Source organism: Moritella sp. F3 (assembly GCF_015082335.1).
Classification (GTDB): Bacteria; Pseudomonadota; Gammaproteobacteria; order Enterobacterales; family Moritellaceae; genus Moritella.
In genome coordinates this window covers 94079-112097 of record NZ_BLRL01000007.1, presented here as the reverse complement: position 1 = coordinate 112097, position 18019 = coordinate 94079, and the positions used below count along the sequence as shown (strand labels likewise).

The window sequence follows — 18019 nt, the reverse complement described above, 5'->3', positions numbered from 1 at the left end:
ATGACTGAACAGTTACAAGATGAAAACAAACTGATTGCAGAACGTCGCGCGAAATTAGATCATATCCGCAAGAACTGTAAAGCAAATGGCCACCCTAACGACTTTCGTGTAAAAGATAAGTCAGCAGATTTACAGGCAGCATTTGGCGAGAAGTCAAAAGAAGAATTAGTGGAAATGCAGCATGTGGTAAGCATCGCGGGTCGTATCATGGCTAAACGTGGTCCTTTCCTTGCTATCCAGGATACATCTGGTCGTATTCAAGCATACGCATCTAAAGACGTGCAAAAAGCACAGAAAGCGGATCTTGGTGGTCTAGATATCGGTGATATCGTTGGTATTACTGGCGCACTAAACAAATCAGGTAAAGGCGATCTTTACGTTGAAATGACTGAATACGTACTAATGACTAAAGCATTACGTCCGTTACCAGAAAAATTCCACGGTCTGACTGACCAAGAAATGTGTTACCGTCAGCGTTATGTTGACCTTATCGTAAATGCTGAATCGCGTAATGCATTCATCGTCCGTTCTAAGTTAGTAACAGCTATCCGTAACTTCATGGTATCGAAAGATTACATGGAAGTTGAAACGCCAATGATGCACGTGATCCCTGGTGGTGCAACTGCACGTCCATTCATCACGCACCATAACGCGCTTGATCAAGAAATGTACCTACGTGTAGCACCAGAGCTATACCTTAAGCGTTTAGTTGTTGGCGGTTTTGATCGTGTATTTGAAATCAACCGTAACTTCCGTAACGAAGGTCTATCTCCTCGTCACAATCCTGAATTTACAATGATGGAATTCTACCAAGCTTACGCTGATTATAATGATCTTATGGATTTCACTGAAGAAATGCTAAGCACGGTAGCAGTTGAAGTACTTGGCGCTACATCTATGCCTTACGGTGATGAGACTGTTGAATTTGGTGGCAAATACACACGTATTAGCATGCTAGATGCAATCAAACAGTACAACCCTGAGCACGAAGTCATTCAAGCACTGACTAACGAAGGCGTTCAAGATCGTGAGTTAATGGTTTCTATTGCGAAATCACTACACATGAATGTTGAGAAATTCTGGACTTGTGGTCAATTACTAGAAGAGATCTTTGGTGAAACAGCTGAACCACAACTGATTCAACCAACCTTCATCACTGGCTACCCAGCAGATATCTCACCGTTAGCACGTCGTAGCGATGACAACCCGTTCTTCACTGACCGTTTCGAGTTCTTCATCGGCGGCCGTGAAGTTGCAAATGGTTTCTCTGAGCTTAACGATGCACAAGACCAAGACGAACGCTTTAAAGCGCAAGTTAACGCAAAAGACGCTGGCGATGATGAAGCTATGTACTACGATGCAGATTACATCACTGCACTAGAGCATGGTTTACCACCGACTGCTGGTCAAGGTATTGGTATCGACCGTTTAGCGATGTTATTTACAAATACGCATACTATTCGTGACGTTATCTTATTCCCTGCGATGCGTCCGCAAGCAAATAGCTAATTAGTTGCATCCATAATGATGCACTAATTAATGAATATAAAGCCCTGTGAGAGCAATCTCACAGGGCTTTTTACTAAGCGTATGTTTTGCGGCGGCTCTTTACAGGAAAGCTCGCATCATCCCCAGCTATTCCTGCTTCAGCCCATTCACTTCTTTCTATTTCTTGAATATAGACTGTTATTTTATCAAGCGGTGCACCAGTCACTTTATGTGTTGTTTTGGTGAGTTCCTGCAGTAACTTTTTTCATTTCCTTATCGTCACTTTTCCACGTCGTTACGTTGATAATTGGCATAGGTTGTCCTTTGTTACTGATTTGATTTATTAAATGTTGTCACGGCATTACGATAAGCCGTTATCGCATTCATACAGGCTGGCACGCCGGCATAAATGGCCATCTGTATTACGATTTCAAGTAACTCTTTTTCTGTCACGCCGACATTCAACGACGCCCTCATATGTAGTTCAAGCTGTGGTTGCGCGTTCCCCAAGGTGATTAAAGACGCGACGGTGAGCATTTCTCGTGTTTTTATATCTAACCCCGGTCTGCCGACGACATCTGCAAATGCATAGTTAACAATGAGTTTAGGAAGATCGTCATCTAATTCAGCGAGCTTTGCGATGACTTGATCTGCCAGTCCTGGTTGTAGGGTATTCATGATCTCTTTACCGTACTCTGATATATCGGTTGTGTGTGAACTCATAGGTTATCTCCAACTAGTTGTGAAGGGACTTCATTGATATTGCTTGGAATAATTGAAATCATAAAGAGTGAGATGACGATAGCGGTACCTGAAAAACTCATTAATACAGTGAAATCAAAGTTTGCCCCTATCCATGCATAAAATGTAACGGTGAGGCCAATCATTGATTCTGATTTTTGTAGTCCTTCAGCCATTGGTGTTAACAGGCCAATCGGGGCGAGTTCTGCGGTAACAATCGTAAATGCCGCGATTGCTAATATGATGATTTATAGCCACATTTTCAAGTTCGATGTTTCAAACGAGGCGTTGGTTTCTGTGTTGTTCATTATATTCCCCTAATATCCATTTGAGATCTAATTCATCGCTTAAATGTACCTGGTCATATAGTACGCTATCGTACTATATGACTATTGCATATCGTGAATTGTAAAGTCCAGCGTTATAGAGTGATAATATGAATAACAAATAAATATGTTTAAAATAGGAAGTTATTTGGTTTTTTGTACCAATAAAGGGGGGGGGGAATGCGTTAATCTGAAAGTTGTTAGCCTGGTAACGTGTTATTACCTTTAAAATCAAAGTGTTGAACACATAATGAAACAGTTTACTTTTAGTCATACTGTTTCACTCTTTACACGATAGGATGTTAGATGACTTATAGGTGATGACTTACAGGCTATTGTTTATCTTGGTTAGAATTGATTTGAATGCGGCTTTTTCATCTTCATCTAATGAGCTGGTTAAGCTTGCTAACCAATCCAGTTGAGATGCAACTGCCTGATCTAAAGTGGTTTTTCCTTCGGCGGTTAATTTTACCGTCAGTGAACGTCGATCTGTTTTTGACGCTTCTCGTACTGCAAAACCACGTTTTTCAAGCGAATCTATTGTTGAAGTGATTGATGCTCTGGTTAAACCCGTTAAGCTTGATATCTCGTGAGGCGCTGCAGATTCTTTATCATTAATCATCAGCATTGAAACAAACCGACCTTCAAGTAACTCAAACTGATTAAGGTTGTTAGCGCAAGTATTTGTTACTCCATTACTAAGCGTTAAAAATTGGCCCAGTAAAGCAATGCCTTCACTATCTACGTCTCTCTTTTTAGCTTCTTTGCAGAGTGTGAGATACTTTGGGCTTATTAATTCGACCTTGTTATTCATAATAATGTCCTAATATATTAACGTCTTACAATTGAGAGCATTGAATGTATCTCGGTGGTGACGGAGGAGCTTAGGTTATCGGCTTATTAAGGTGATAAGCCGATAACTAATCATGACGTAATTGTGATGCCGTTAATCAACTTCAATCAGCGAGTAAGGCAATGGCATGAAGGCTAATGTTGATTCGTTATCGGTAATTTTAAACACGCTATCTGCTTCAAGGTTATTTGGCATCACACTCGAAATGATTTGTACGCCGTCACTATAGCGGTAGCTTAGGTTTACTTTACCGCTGCTACGCCAGTTCTCACCCAGTTGTAATTCAATGCTATCACCACTGTTCACGCCAGTCGCAGTCGCGCCAGTTAAGATAGCCATTGCACGCTTATTCGTACCACGATATTTCGCGCGAGCAACTGTTTCTTGTCCTGTGTAACAACCTTTCTTAAAACTGATACCATCATAAGCTTGTAGGTTAAATGCTTGTGGGATCTGTGCGTTACTCATTTCAGCGCTCACAATCGGTGCAGCTGCTAAGATATCAAGCGCATCCCAGAATGAACCATCATCGGTTGCTGCTTCTGCTAAGTGTTGGCTAATTTGTTGTAATGATGCATCGCTTTTTTGTAATAATACTAAGAAACGAGGTGTATCACCGATAAGGCGCATGATAAAACCATTCGGTAAATGGGTAACTGCATCTTCACCGAGGGTGAGCGAAAATGTCTTATTTAACCATTGTTCAGCATGTGCACCGGCTGCGCCATAAAGAGTACAAAATGCGGAAGCATCGGTAAGTTCTACTTTTGAGAATACCGCGTATTTCTTTAGTTCAGGCTGGGTGATTGCCAATGCGTCTTTACGCATGATGAAATAAAATGAATTGCCTTTTTTCGCCACTTGGAATGTCGACCACAGTTTACCTTTAGGATCACAGTGGCCACCCCAAGTTGTTTGTTGATCTTCTAAACCTACCAGGTCACAAGTCAATTGACCTTGTAAATAACTTAAACGCTGCTCACCTGTTGCAGTCATTAATCCCCACTGTGATAACTCGCTTACGATCACATTAGGTAATGCATCTGTTGATGCTAGGGTCAGTTTATTAAATTGCGTCATTGTTTGCTCTCTCTGGCTGGTTTTCTCTATGGTAGAGTGAACTCACGCATTTGTCTTTAGAAGATCTTGTTTATTTTTATGGTAGAATAATTATATGGATAGCAGGATAAGGGAAAAAAATGACTAAGTTAGATTCAAAGGCTCGTTTGCGTTGGGCTTGTCGTCGCGGCATGCTGGAACTCGATGTATTATTTCGTCCGTTTGTGGATGAAGCTTATGATGATTTATCAGATGAAGATAAATTAATTTTCCAACGCTTGTTAGCAGGCGAAGACCCAGAATTATTTGCTTGGGCGATGGGGCATGAAAAATGTGCTGATCCAGAGTTAGCTTATATGATGAATAAAATTGTCTCAAGAGTTAAAGTGTAGCGTCACGTTACGCCCGTCTAAATACTGGTTGTTGCTGTGTATTGTGATACATAGTGTGGTACTCGGTTTGTTATTAAACTGGCTTACTCTTATCTCATTGCAATTAGTTTATAGCGTAGTCATTATTGCCTTATGCAGCTATCAGTGCAGGCAGCATTGGCTACGTCGTCCCTCGTTTACCTATTTCACTAGCGGTTATATTCAGTTTGATGTTGATGGTGAATTATTTGCTATTCATCAAGGTTCGCGGAGCGCTGATCTGTTTATTCATTTAAGCTATCGTAGTGTGAAACAAGGCAACATGCAGCCTCAGTCGTTGTATATCATGCGTGATGCTATTCACGATTATGATTACCGGCGTTTAATCCGCACCATTAAAATATTAAACTGACGTTAACGATATTAGTGCTAATGAATTAACGCTATATTTATATCGACACCATCGTTTGGTTTTTGAATTAACCTGAAGTGTAAAGAATTGTTTAACTGCTGGTCACTCTATTCCTACGCTGTAAATTTCATCATGTTAATTTTTCTGCAACAGCCTCATTTTTATTAAGAGCGAACAATGTCAATCTCAATTTCCACACCTACATCTAGTGCTGACTTATTACCGCTTATTATTGCAGGGCCTATATTGCGCCACTGTGATGAACAACATTTTACCTTGTGGTTTGTCAGTGCTAAGCCATTATCTGTTCTGAGTTTGAGCTTGAAGGGGGCTGATTTTTCGCGTGTATTAACACACGATGAAGTGCATATTATCAAGCTGGGCTCACATGCCTACCAGTATTTAATTCATGTTAGTGCCACGCAATTATTACCTGTAGATATCACTATTGACTATCAGCTGCATGATACTGAATTCGGCGAGCTGTTTAGCACCGTCACAGAACTTGGTTATGGAGAGTCTAAAACCCCTAATTTTATTGTTAAGCCTAATATTACTGACATTTTACATGGCTCTTGTCGCCAACCGCATCACCATAGTGATGATGCGCTAGTCGCGGCTGATACCCGTTTACAAGGTTTCAATTCAACAACTGAACGTCCATCGTTATTGATGTTAAGCGGTGATCAAGTGTATGTGGATGACGTTGCTGGGCCTATGTTATACGCGATTAGTCAGGTCATTAATTTGTTAGGTTTGCCAAATGAAATTTTTAATGCGGCAGCTATTGCGGGCAGTCAAGATATTAGCTATCAACCTGTCGATTTGTATCAGCGTCATCTTGGGTTATTACCTAAAACCGAATATTCAGCGAAGACAGCCTTGCATGATTGGTATGTCAATCACGCTATATTTACTTCATCTTCGGCAGAAAATCATTTAGTCAGTGTCAGTGAAGTCATGGCTTTATATCTGCTGTCCTGGTCTCCTGAATTATGGCAGCAGATCTCGATACCACGTGATGTCAGAGGGCTGAGTGCGGAGCATTTGACGCGCTGGCAAAAAGAGTGGGATAGCTTATTGGCGTTTAAAGCGGGCTTAACGAAAGTCCGTCGTTTGCTGGCGCACTTACCAACGTATATGATCTTTGACGATCATGATGTGACGGATGATTGGAACTTAACGGCAAAGTGGGAAGAGGCGGCTTATGGCCATGCATTTTCAAAACGCATCATTGGCAATGCCCTCATTGGTTATACCTTGTTTCAAGGACTCGGTAATAATCCGCAGCAGATGCTTGCTAATTTAGCAGCGCCGCTAGCTAACTATTTCGAGCAATTGTCGATGGAGGCGCAAGATGAGCTAATCGCTACCTTACTGAAGTATGAACAATGGCACTATACCTTGGCGACATCACCTAAATTAGTGGTGTTAGATACGCGAACAAGGCGTTGGCGCAGTGAATCTAATTTAGCTAAACCGTCAGGGTTGATGGATTGGGAAGCGATGATGGAATTTCAGCATGAGCTAGTGGGGCAGGACAAAGTTATTATTGTCTCTCCCGCGCCTATGTATGGTGTGAAGATCATCGAAACGGTACAGCGTATTGCCACGATGTGCGGGGCATCGTTATTGGTTGATGCAGAAAATTGGATGGCACATCCTGGCACGGCGAATACTTTACTCAGTATTTTTATGCACCGTAAAACGCCGCAGCAGTTTGTTATTTTATCGGGTGATGTGCATTACTCGTTTGCCTATAAAATAGGGATCCGTTTCCGTCATGGTGGGCCGCAAATATATCAAATTACCTGTAGTGGTTTGAAGAACCAGTTTCCTGAAAAACTATTATCTTGTTTTGATAAGCTTAATGCTTGGTTATATGGCTATTATTCACCACTGAACTTTTTCACTAAACGTAAGCGCATGACGATCCGAGGTTGCAAGCCCAATAACGACAAGGATAAACGTCTCGTTAACCACAGTGGCATTGGCATGGTGACTTTTGCTGAGAATGGTGCGCCGAGTAACATTGCGGTATTGCACAGCGATATGACTGAAACCGTGTTTACCCCGCCTAAGCATGATTAAGGCATGATTATTTAGAACGTTTCTCTGAAGATAAAAATAAAAAAAAGCAGCTAAACAGCTGCTTAATAAAGATATTTTGATCAGTAATCAACTAAACCTTAGGCTGTAAGATAGTCGGTTGTGGTTCGTCGAACTGCTCTGGGTAATCCAACGTATAGTGCAAGCCACGACTTTCTTTACGATCTAAAGCACTGCGAATGATCAGGTCTGCCACTGTAACCAAGTTTCTTAATTCTAATAAGTTGTTACTGACGCGGAAGTTGCTGTAGTACTCATCAATTTCTTGTTGTAACAGATTCACTCGGCGTAGGGCGCGCTCTAGACGTTTAGTCGTGCGTACAATACCGACGTAATCCCACATGAATAAGCGCAGTTCATGCCAATTATGCTGAATAATCACTTCTTCATCAGAGTTGGTTACTTTACTCTCATCCCATGCTGGAATGCGGTAATCTTTACGGGTTTTATGTAATTTTGATAACACGTCGTCTGCCGCAGCATGGGCAAATACAATGCATTCCAATAATGAATTACTGGCTAAGCGATTTGCGCCATGCAGGCCAGTATAAGCCACTTCACCAATCGCGTATAAGCCACGCATATCAGTTTGACCTGTTAAATCAGTCATTACGCCACCACAGGTATAATGGGCAGCAGGTACCGCTGGGATTGGATCAGTAGTGATATCGATGCCTAACTTTAAGCAACGTTCATAGATAGTTGGGAAATGACTAATAATAAATTCAGCGGGTTTGTGGCTAATATCTAAATAGACACAATCACTGCCGAGACGCTTCATTTCAAAATCGATGGCTCGGGCGACAATATCACGTGGTGCTAATTCAGCGCGTTCATCAAAGTTTGGCATAAAGCGCGTGCCGTCAGCGTGACGCAAATAGGCGCCTTCACCACGTAGGGCTTCCGTTAATAAGAAGTTTTTCGCATCGGGATGGAATAAACAGGTTGGGTGGAATTGATTGAATTCCATATTAGCCACACGACAGCCTGCGCGCCATGCCATAGCAATACCATCACCGCTAGAGACATCGGGATTACTGGTGTATTGATACACCTTACTAGCGCCACCAGTGGCGAGTATAACGAAGCGGGCTTTAATCACTTCTACTTTTTCAGCTTCGCGATTCCACACATAAGCACCGACAATACGGTTAGTTGCTTGATTAAGCTGCTTCGTTGAAATCAGGTCTACCGCGTTAAAGCGTTCCATCAAGGTGATGTTTGGGTGTTGCGAGACATTATCGATTAAAGTGGTTTGTACTGCTTTACCTGTGGCATCTGCAGCATGCAGAATACGGCGATGGCTGTGACCACCTTCTTTTGTTAAGTGATATTGCTGCTCGCCATTGTCGTCAGCAACTTGGTCAAACGGCGCGCCTTTATCAATTAACCAGTTTAAGCTGGTGGCGGCGCTGCTGGCAGTAAAGCTAACGGTATCTTCATCGCATAAGCCGGCGCCAGCAATCAGCGTATCGGCGACATGCCCTTCAATACTGTCGGCTTCATCAAATACCGCCGCAATCCCACCTTGTGCGTAAAGCGTCGAGCCTTCGGTTAAGCCGCTTTTACTTAACACCGTCACTTTTGCGTGGTCGGCGAGTTTCAATGCCAGTGAGAGTCCTGCGGCACCACTGCCGATAATCAGTACATCGCTTTGGTATTCCGCATTTGTTCTCATAGTTTCCACTCGATTTGTAGTATGCTGTTATCTCTATACCCAAGTTACTTCAAGATATAATGTTAAGTAAGGCATTATAAGCTGTAAAGCACGGGCATTAAAAAGGTATTTTTATTTATTTAGCGTTATTTTGATTTAATTAGTCCATTTAGGCATTTTATTTGCTGTTAAAACGAACTTTATTTATATAACGCAGTCTGAAAATTACGCATTAGTAATACTAGTGTCATCAGAATAATAAGAGGTTATGAGTTACTAATGAGTGCAAAAGAAACGGACTTGCAATTAGTTGAGCGAGTCCAAGGCGGTGACAAAGCCGCATTTAATTTATTGGTGACTAAATACCAACAAAAAGTGGCGAACCTGATCTCACGTTATGTATCAGCCAGCGGTGACGTTGCCGATGTGACTCAGGAAGTATTTATTAAAGCCTATCGTGCATTGCCTAATTTTAGGGGCGATAGTGCGTTTTATACTTGGTTATATCGTATTGCCAGTAACACCGCGAAAAATTATTTAATTGCACAAAGTAGACGACCACCTGCAAATGATATTGATGCAGCAGATGCGGAATTCTATGATGGCAATGACGGTATGCGTGAATCATCAACGCCTGAACGCGTTATTTTAGCAGAAGAAATGAAAGCAGTTATTTTTTCAGTTATTGACGGACTGCCAGATGAATTACGTACCGCGATAACATTACGTGAAATGGAAGGCATGAGTTATGACGATATTAGTATTGTCATGAGCTGCCCAGTGGGTACTGTTCGCTCACGTATTTTTAGAGCACGTGAAGCGATTGAAGTGAAATTGAAACCCTTACTTCAACAGTAAGTTAAACACAGATTACGGACGAGTAAATTTAGGTATTAATTATGATAGAAAAAGAACGTTTATCCTCCATCGTAGACAATGAAAATATTGATGCAGCCTTACTTGATGAATTAGGTCAGGATGAAGCATTATCGTCAAGTTGGCAGCATTACCACTTGATTGGTGATGTGATGCGTGGTGAAACACCTGCAACGGTTAATTTAGACCTTACTCGTGCAATCACTGCGGCTATTGCTGAAGAACCGACATTGGTTATGCCAAAAGAAAGTGCCAACGATAGCTCTTTCTATCAAAAAGTTATTCAGCCTTGGCTAAAAACTGGTGGTCAATTTGCGATAGCAGCATCTGTTGCGTTAATGGTTATCACGGGTGTGCAATTCAGTAATACTGAAGCGCCGATAACAGGGCTTGAACCGGCACTAAATGTCATGCCATTTGCGGGTATTGCATCGCCAGTGAGCTTGAGTGTTGAATCTCCTGACTCACGCCAAGTGCAGCCTGAATTTACCGATGAAGAAAAAGTAGAACAAGTACGTCGCATCAATGCATTTGTACTTGATCATCAATTACAAAAACGCATCCAGCAATAATAGTGAGCCAGTAATGTGCAAGAAAAGTGTTGGTGTGTGGATATTGTTGTCTTCACTCTTTAGCCCTATCGCTTGGAGTGAGGCTACGCCCGCGAGTGGTAATGTCGTCAATAGTAATGTTGTTACTAACACTGCTGTAGCGCCAAAATTATCTGCTGATGACCTGTTAGACAACATGAAAATGGCGTTTAAACAGCTTAATTATGATTTGTCTTATGTCGAGATTGAGCGCGGAAGAATTACACCTATGCGTTACAGCCACGGGGTGATTGATGATGTGTCTGTCGGCCATTTATTGTCATTAAATGGTAACCCGCGTGAATATTTACGCCGTGGCGATATTACTAGTTTCTTTGAAGCTGAGCAGGCCGGCTATTCTTTAGCCTCAACGGCAATTCCGGGTCTACTGTTTAATTTAATGGCCACTGAACTAACCCTAGATGATAGCTTGTATCAAGCTATCTATGTGGGCGGTAAATCTCGTGTTACAGGGCGTTTAAGTCAAGTCGTACGTGTGGTACCGAATGATAAATATCGTTTTGGCTATTTAATTTGGATCGACACAACCACGAACCTACCGCTGCGTATTGATATGATCAAAGACAGTGGTGAAGTGGTATTCCAAGTGATGGCGATTTCTTTGTATCAGTTTCCTGATGTAACGCCTTGGTTAGAACAATTGAATTCAGTCACGCTGCCACCCGTGTTATCAGCCATGCAAACACAAAGCTTAATGCCGGAACCGACCAAATCGGAATGGAAAGCAGCTTGGATGCCTGATGGATTTAAATTGATAGTGAGTAATAAACATCAGATTGCTGGTATAGGTCAAACTATTGATTATATGCAGTTTTCAGATGGTTTAGTCGATGTGTCTATTTATGTGAATACCAACGCGAAAGCAGGCAGTTTGAGTCAAGGATTAGGTGTGTCGGGACAAATTAGTTTACAATCTAAAATCACCGATGATATTGAGATAGTGGTTGTGGGCGAAGTACCAAGCGCGACAGCCAAGAAAATTGCCGACTCTGTTGTGCGAAATCTTGATGACTAATTTATGATAATTAATTTGCAATAACAAGTGTGACTCAGTTTAGCGATACAGTACTTAGCGGCATAGCAAAGTCATTGTTTAGTGAGTCACAATTGCTTTAAGCTAAGGTATGCACCAGTATGATAATTGAAACAGCAGTGGTAAAAAGTGTAACTGGTGATCAAGTATCGGTACACTGCGAGAGCCAATCAGCTTGTAACCATTGTCATGCCAGTGATAATTGCGGTACAGGTACGGTAGCGAAAGCATTCCCACATCGCATCCACAATTTTACGGTTACTAAAACAGCCGATGTCGTCGCTGGTGATAAAATCGAAATTGGTTTACGTGAAAAGAATTTAGTCACCAGCGCCATGCTGGTTTACTTATTGCCGTTAGCAACGATTTTACTGTCACTGGGTCTTGGCCAGTATTTATCTCAAGTTTTCCAATTTGAAGGTGAAGGCTTGGTTATTCTCGCGGCTTTTATTGGTGGTTATATTGGTTTCATTGGCACTCGAAAATTAAGTGTTAAATTTGATCAAAGCTTTGATTTAAAACCTAAAATGCTAGGTGTTGTGGCTCAATCGGAAGTGATAGGACAATGGCGCGCTGATTAAAAGTAATTGAAAGATAGCAGTCATCCCTTAAATCCGTTAAAATCCGCCTCATTAAGTGTCATATCTACTAAGTATTGGATATTATCTAACTCATGAAACACATTCGTAATTTTTCAATTATTGCCCATATCGATCACGGTAAATCAACTTTATCAGATCGTCTAATTTCGCATTGCGGTGGTTTATCTGACCGTGAAATGGCAGCACAGGTTCTTGACTCAATGGATATTGAGCGCGAGCGTGGCATTACAATTAAAGCGCAAAGCGTAACTCTGGATTATAAAGCGAAAGATGGTGAAACATACCAGCTTAACTTTATTGATACGCCAGGACACGTGGACTTCAGCTATGAGGTTTCTCGCTCATTAGCAGCCTGTGAGGGTGCTTTACTTGTTGTCGACGCCGGTCAAGGCGTAGAAGCACAGACCCTAGCAAACTGTTATACAGCGATGGAAATGGATCTGGAAGTTGTGCCAATCCTCAATAAAATCGATTTACCTGCCGCCGATCCTGATCGCGTAGCAGAAGAAATCGAAGATATTATTGGTATTGATGCAATGGAAGCTACACGTTGCTCTGCAAAAACTGGTTTAGGTATCGAAGACGTACTTGAAACAATTGTAAGAGAAATTCCATGCCCATCAGAAGGTTCTGAAGACGCGCCACTACAAGCTTTGATCATTGATTCATGGTTTGATAACTACCAAGGTGTTGTATCGTTAGTACGTATTACTAATGGTGCACTTCGCAAAGGCGATAAACTAACAGTTATGTCGACGGGTGAATCTCATCTTGTTGATAAAGTGGGTATCTTCACACCGAAACAAACAGATACTGGCGTACTGCACTGCGGTGAAGTAGGTTTTGTTATTTGCGGTATTAAAGATATTTTAGGCGCACCAGTAGGTGATACGCTAACGAATACGCGTAACCCAGCTGATGCACCAGTACCTGGTTTCAGTAAAGTTAAGCCTCAGGTTTATGCGGGTTTATTCCCAATTAGCTCTGATGATTATGAAGCGTTCCGTGATGCTCTCGGTAAATTGAGTCTAAACGATGCGTCTTTATTCTACGAACCAGAAAGTTCTTCAGCACTTGGTTTCGGTTTCCGTTGTGGTTTCTTAGGTTTACTACACATGGAAATCATTCAAGAGCGTTTAGAACGTGAATACGATCTTGATTTGATCACCACTGCACCAACGGTTGTCTACGAAGTAGAAACTAAAAAAGGTGAGGTGATATACGTTGATAGCCCGGCTAAATTACCAGCATTGAATGATATCGAAGAGATTCGTGAACCAATCGCTGAATGTAATATTTTAGTACCACAAGAATACCTAGGTAACGTAATTACCTTGTGTATCGATAAACGTGGCGTACAAACTAAGATGGATTATCACGGCAAGCAAGTGGCATTAACTTACGAGATCCCGATGGGTGAAGTCGTGATGGACTTCTTTGACCGTTTGAAGTCAACCAGCCGTGGTTATGCATCACTTGATTACTCTTTCATCCGCTTTACACCGGCAGACATGGTGCGTGTTGATGTATTAATCAATACCGACCGTGTGGATGCGTTAGCGATGATCACTCACCGTGACAATTCACTTAACCGTGGTCGTTTATTGGTTGAGAAAATGAAAGACTTGATCCCACGTCAAATGTTCAATATCGCGATTCAAGCGGTTATCGGCTCGCAAGTGATTGCTCGTAGTACCGTTAAGCAAATGCGTAAAAACGTAATTGCGAAATGTTATGGCGGTGATATCAGTCGTAAGAAGAAACTGCTACAGAAACAGAAAGACGGTAAAAAACGCATGAAGCAAGTTGGTAATGTTGAGGTACCTCAAGAAGCCTTCTTAGCTGTGTTGCATATCGGAAAGGACTAGATTAATGGCAACCTATTTTTCACTGATATTGGTACTGGTGACGTTTGTTAGCGGTATTATTTGGGCGTTAGATAAACTGATTTGGGAAAAAGCGCGTGCTGAAAAAGTCGCGTTTGCGCAAACTCAAGCAGAACTACCACCTGAAGCTGTTGCAAAGTTAGGGCAAGAATCGTTTGTTGTTGAAAATGCAAAATCGATTTTTCCTGTTATTGCAGCGGTATTGGTATTACGTTCATTTTTATACGAACCATTTCAGATCCCATCAGGGTCAATGATGCCAACGTTATTAGTTGGTGACTTTATCCTGGTAGAGAAATTCAGTTATGGCGTTAAAGATCCGGTATTACGTTCTACACTTATCGAAACGGGTAAGCCAGAGCGTGGTGATGTGGCGGTATTTAAATATCCACCACAGCCAACGGTTGATTACATTAAACGTGTCGTTGGTTTACCGGGAGATCGTATTGCTTATCGTGGAAAACAGGTTTTCATTCAAAAAGCATGTACTGGTACAGACTGTAAAGGTTTTGAAAAACTCGATCTTAGCTTAGTCGAAATCGGCAAGTTTAAAGATCAAATGGTTGAATTACAGCAATACACAGAGCAACTAGGCGATGTTGCGCATAACATCTTAATTAACCCTAGTCGTCCTGATTTAGCGAGTGATTTTTATCAGCAGCCTAATCCGCCAACCCGTCAATATGAGTGGGTTGTACCGGACGGTAACTACTTTATGATGGGTGATAACCGTGATAATAGTGCTGATAGCCGTTTTTGGGGTTTTGTGCCAGAGGCTAATTTAGTCGGCAAGGCTGTGTTCATTTGGACTAGTTTCGAATTTGAACGCGACCAAGATTCTTTGTTACCTGGTTGGATCCCAACAGGTATACGCTTTAGTCGTATTGGCAAATTAAAATAATTATGACAATTTTATTAGAAAGATTACAAACTGTATTAGGTTACCAGTATCAAAATGCTGGTCTATTACAACAAGCACTGACGCACCGTAGTGCTTATTTCAAGCATAATGAACGTCTTGAGTTTCTTGGTGATTCTGTACTTGGCTTTATTATCTCGGATGCATTGTTTTGCAAATTCCCTGAAGTACCAGAGGGTGATTTAAGCCGTATGCGTGCAACGCTTGTTAAAGGCTTAACGCTTGCTGAAATAGCCCGAGAGTTTGAACTAAGTGAATGTTTGATCTTAGGTCCAGGTGAATTAAAGAGTGGTGGCTTCCGTCGCGAATCTATCTTAGCAGATACTGTTGAAGCCCTTATTGGCGCGATGTATCTGGATAGTGATATCGAGAAAACACGTGAACGTGTATTAGCTTGGTATGCATCGCGTTTAGATGCGATCAAACCAGGTATCGATCAGAAAGATGCGAAAACACAATTACAAGAATGGCTTCAAGGACGTAAGCAAGCACTGCCACTGTATCAAGTAGTGGAAGTAAAGGGTGAAGCTCATAATCAAGAGTTCACTATTCATTGCGTTATTGAAGGCCTAGAGCACCCTGTTACAGGTAAAGGTACTAGTCGTCGTAAAGCAGAACAAGAAGCAGCCCAAAAAGCATTGGAGCAATTACAATGAGTGATATGACTTATAGCGGCTTTGTTGCCATCGTTGGTCGTCCTAACGTTGGTAAATCAACGTTATTAAACCGCATCCTGGGACAAAAGGTAAGTATTACCTCGCGTAAGCCACAAACGACTCGTCACCGTATTCTAGGTATTGATACTGAAGAAAACCGTCAAACGGTTTATGTTGATACTCCAGGTCTACACATCGATGAAAAACGTGCCATCAACCGTTTAATGAACCGTGCAGCAAGCAGTTCATTAAAAGATATTGATGTTGATGCGGTAATTTTTGTTGTTGATGGTACGCGTTGGACTGATGATGACGAAATGGTACTAAACAAATTACGTGATATTAAATGCCCAATTTACTTGGCGATTAATAAAACCGATGCGATTAAAGATAAAGCTGAAGAGTTAATGCCGCACCTGCAGGTATTGGCTGAGAAGTTTAACTTCGCGGAAATTATCCCTATCTCTGCAACGAAAGGTACCAATGTAGAAATGCTACGTGGTATTTGTTCACAGCAGTTACAAGAAGGTGATTTTTACTTCCCTGAAGATTACGTTACGGATCGTTCTTCACGTTTCATGGCATCTGAAATCATTCGTGAAAAACTAATGCGTTTCACTGGCCAAGAACTGCCATACTCAACGACTGTTGAGATCGAGCAGTTTAAAGTAAGTGAAAACGGCACGTTCCATATCAATGCGTTAATTTTGGTTGAACGTGATACTCAAAAACGTATGGTTATTGGTAACAAAGGCACGAAACTGAAAACAATCGGCACTGAAGCACGACGTGATATGGAAACCTTGTTTGATAATAAAGTATTCCTAGAATGTTGGGTTAAAGTGAAGTCTGGTTGGGCTGATGATGAACGTGCACTTCGTAGCTTAGGTTACGGAGACGAAGTTTAAATAGCGTTATTGCATGGACTTACAAAACGCCTTTGTACTGCATCGTCGTCCTTTTAAGGAGTCGAGTTTATTAATCGACTTCTTTACCATTAACGATGGTAAAATAGCGTTAGTGGGACGAGCAGGACGAGGGCGTAAAAACAGTCAAAGTGCAATTTTACAGCCGTTTACTTTACTTAATATCGCCTATGCCGGCAAAGGTGGGCTCAAGTCCATGCGTCAGGTTGAGGCGGTATCTAATTCATTACCGCTTGCCGGTAAGCATCTCTACGCTAGTTTTTACCTCAACGAATTACTTTATCGTTTACTGGCCAGTGAACAAGCTAATCCCGAATTATTCTCTCACTACCAACATGCCTTATTAGCGTTAGCCAAACGCGAACCGCTAGAACCTTTATTGCGTGCATTTGAATTAAATTTAATGCAATGTTTAGGTAACATTGGTGCGTTAAGCTATTGTGCTGATACGATGGATGCCGTCTTCCCCGAGCGTATGTATAAATACGTACCGCATGTTGGGATAGTACCATCCATTTATAAAGTCGCTGTGGGCAGTTCATTTTTAGGTAAAGACTTACTGGCATTTGAGCAACGACAATTTAATCCAGAAAATTTAGCTGCAGCAAAACGTTTTTGTCGGCAAATTTTGTTACCCTATCTGGGCAACAAACCGTTGAAAAGCAGAGAACTGTTTGTTAATAAACCGCTGAAAAATAGATAAAAGGGAATTAAACGTGAATAAGATCTTTCTAGGTGTCAACATTGACCACATCGCAACCTTACGCCAAGCACGCGGTACGACTTACCCTGATCCTGTACATGCCGCTGCCGTTGCAGAACTAAACGGCGCAGACGGTATTACAGTGCATTTACGTGAAGATCGTCGTCATATTGTCGACCGTGATGTTCGCGTATTAAAAGAAACGATTCAAACACGCATGAATCTGGAAATGGCTGTAACCACAGAGATGTTGGATATTGCTTGTGAGATCAAACCTGAGTTTGTTTGTTTAGTACCAGAAAAGCGTGAAGAGCTGACGACTGAAGGTGGCTTGGACGTACTTGGTCAACAAGATAAGATCACGAAAGCTGTGACGCGTTTAAGCGAAGCGGGCATTCTCGTGTCGTTATTCATTGATGCCGATAAAGAACAAATCGATGCAGCGGTGGCTTCTGGCGCACCCTATATTGAAGTGCACACTGGTGCTTATGCGGATGCTGAATCTGAATCTGAGCAACAAGCTGAATTGAAGAAGATTTCTGCAGGTGTAAGTTACGCGCATCAAGCGGGCCTGAAAGTAAATGCTGGCCATGGTTTGCATTATCATAACGTGCAACCAATTGCGGCTATTCCTGAAATTTACGAATTGAATATCGGCCATGCAATTATTGCTCGCGCGGCATTTGATGGTTTAGGTAAAGCGGTAAAAGACATGCAAGTTATTATGCAAGAAGCGCGTAATAACAGCTAAATTTATGCCGTCCTATCTGGATGTAAAGAAGCCAATGTTC

19 protein-coding genes are annotated in these 18019 nt (G+C 41.7%); 14 read left to right on the top strand and 5 right to left on the bottom strand.

The features are described 5' to 3' along the window. Window positions 1–1509, top strand: coding sequence for a lysine--tRNA ligase (gene lysS / locus JFU56_RS13565; RefSeq protein ID WP_198437831.1), 1509 nt, complete (start codon window positions 1–3; stop codon window positions 1507–1509). Window positions 1510–1815: 306 nt separating this feature from the next. Here the strand turns inward: lysS and JFU56_RS13560 are convergent, their stop codons facing one another. The 4 genes from JFU56_RS13560 to ygfZ all read right to left on the bottom strand — a co-directional run bounded on the left by JFU56_RS13560 (window position 1816) and on the right by ygfZ (window position 4488). Beyond that, window positions 1816–2211 carry a carboxymuconolactone decarboxylase family protein gene (locus JFU56_RS13560; protein ID WP_198437830.1) on the bottom strand — a complete coding sequence of 132 codons (396 nt, stop codon included), beginning with the start codon at window positions 2209–2211 and terminating at the stop codon, window positions 1816–1818. Next, window positions 2208–2405: a hypothetical protein gene (locus JFU56_RS13555; protein ID WP_198437829.1), complete on the bottom strand. Its 198-nt coding sequence runs from the start codon at window positions 2403–2405 to the stop codon at window positions 2208–2210. The genes JFU56_RS13560 and JFU56_RS13555 overlap by 4 nt, the downstream gene beginning before the upstream one ends. Window positions 2406–2880: 475 nt before the next feature. After that, window positions 2881–3369, bottom strand: coding sequence for a MarR family winged helix-turn-helix transcriptional regulator (locus JFU56_RS13550; protein WP_198437828.1), 489 nt, complete (start codon window positions 3367–3369; stop codon window positions 2881–2883). A 132-nt stretch (window positions 3370–3501) separates the two neighbouring features. Next, entirely contained in the window at window positions 3502–4488 is a 987-nt protein-coding gene (gene ygfZ / locus JFU56_RS13545) for a tRNA-modifying protein YgfZ (protein WP_198437827.1), read from the bottom strand. A 119-nt stretch (window positions 4489–4607) separates the two neighbouring features. On the opposite strand from ygfZ, the gene JFU56_RS13540 reads away from it, so the two are divergent. From JFU56_RS13540 to JFU56_RS13530, 3 genes are all read left to right on the top strand, one after another. After that, entirely contained in the window at window positions 4608–4859 is a 252-nt protein-coding gene (locus JFU56_RS13540) for a succinate dehydrogenase assembly factor 2 (RefSeq protein WP_198437826.1), read from the top strand. Then, on the top strand, window positions 4837–5250 hold the full coding sequence (locus tag JFU56_RS13535) for a protein YgfX (RefSeq protein WP_242065957.1): 414 nt from the start codon (window positions 4837–4839) through the stop codon (window positions 5248–5250). Before JFU56_RS13540 ends, JFU56_RS13535 begins: the two co-directional genes overlap by 23 nt. 177 nt (window positions 5251–5427) lie before the next feature. Continuing rightward, a complete protein-coding gene (locus JFU56_RS13530) occupies window positions 5428–7341 on the top strand; it encodes an alkaline phosphatase D family protein (protein ID WP_198437825.1) in 1914 nt (637 codons plus the stop codon). A gap of 91 nt (window positions 7342–7432) precedes the next feature. Here JFU56_RS13530 and nadB read toward each other — a convergent pair whose 3' ends face one another. Beyond that, window positions 7433–9037 (bottom strand): L-aspartate oxidase, encoded by a 1605-nt coding sequence (nadB, locus tag JFU56_RS13525; RefSeq protein WP_198437824.1) that lies wholly within the window; start codon window positions 9035–9037, stop codon window positions 7433–7435. Window positions 9038–9295: 258 nt separating this feature from the next. Here nadB and rpoE point away from each other — a divergent pair, with 258 nt between their 5' ends. The 10 genes from rpoE (at window position 9296) to pdxJ (ending at window position 17979) form a co-directional block, all read left to right on the top strand. Continuing rightward, window positions 9296–9874, top strand: a complete 579-nt coding sequence (gene rpoE, locus JFU56_RS13520) for an RNA polymerase sigma factor RpoE (RefSeq protein ID WP_198437823.1) — start codon at window positions 9296–9298, stop codon at window positions 9872–9874. Window positions 9875–9915: 41 nt separating this feature from the next. After that, the gene (locus JFU56_RS13515; protein WP_198437822.1) at window positions 9916–10464 is read left to right on the top strand and encodes a sigma-E factor negative regulatory protein; all 549 of its coding nucleotides are present in this window, start codon (window positions 9916–9918) and stop codon (window positions 10462–10464) included. A gap of 13 nt (window positions 10465–10477) precedes the next feature. Next, window positions 10478–11518, top strand: a complete 1041-nt coding sequence (locus tag JFU56_RS13510; protein ID WP_198437821.1) for a MucB/RseB C-terminal domain-containing protein — start codon at window positions 10478–10480, stop codon at window positions 11516–11518. 119 nt (window positions 11519–11637) lie between these two features. Then, window positions 11638–12117 (top strand): SoxR reducing system RseC family protein, encoded by a 480-nt coding sequence (locus JFU56_RS13505; protein WP_198437820.1) that lies wholly within the window; start codon window positions 11638–11640, stop codon window positions 12115–12117. A 92-nt stretch (window positions 12118–12209) separates the two neighbouring features. Next, window positions 12210–14006, top strand: coding sequence for a translation elongation factor 4 (lepA, locus tag JFU56_RS13500; RefSeq protein WP_198437819.1), 1797 nt, complete (start codon window positions 12210–12212; stop codon window positions 14004–14006). Between the two features lie 4 nt (window positions 14007–14010). Beyond that, entirely contained in the window at window positions 14011–14925 is a 915-nt protein-coding gene (gene lepB, locus JFU56_RS13495; protein WP_198437818.1) for a signal peptidase I, read from the top strand. Window positions 14926–14927: 2 nt separating this feature from the next. After that, window positions 14928–15599: a ribonuclease III gene (gene rnc, locus JFU56_RS13490; RefSeq protein ID WP_198437817.1), complete on the top strand. Its 672-nt coding sequence runs from the start codon at window positions 14928–14930 to the stop codon at window positions 15597–15599. Next, on the top strand, window positions 15596–16507 hold the full coding sequence (gene era, locus JFU56_RS13485) for a GTPase Era (RefSeq protein WP_198437816.1): 912 nt from the start codon (window positions 15596–15598) through the stop codon (window positions 16505–16507). The genes rnc and era overlap by 4 nt, the downstream gene beginning before the upstream one ends. 13 nt (window positions 16508–16520) lie before the next feature. After that, window positions 16521–17228, top strand: a complete 708-nt coding sequence (recO, locus tag JFU56_RS13480; protein ID WP_198437815.1) for a DNA repair protein RecO — start codon at window positions 16521–16523, stop codon at window positions 17226–17228. A gap of 13 nt (window positions 17229–17241) precedes the next feature. Further along, the gene (gene pdxJ, locus JFU56_RS13475) at window positions 17242–17979 is read left to right on the top strand and encodes a pyridoxine 5'-phosphate synthase (protein ID WP_198437814.1); all 738 of its coding nucleotides are present in this window, start codon (window positions 17242–17244) and stop codon (window positions 17977–17979) included. The last annotated feature ends 40 nt before the right edge of the window (window positions 17980–18019 follow it).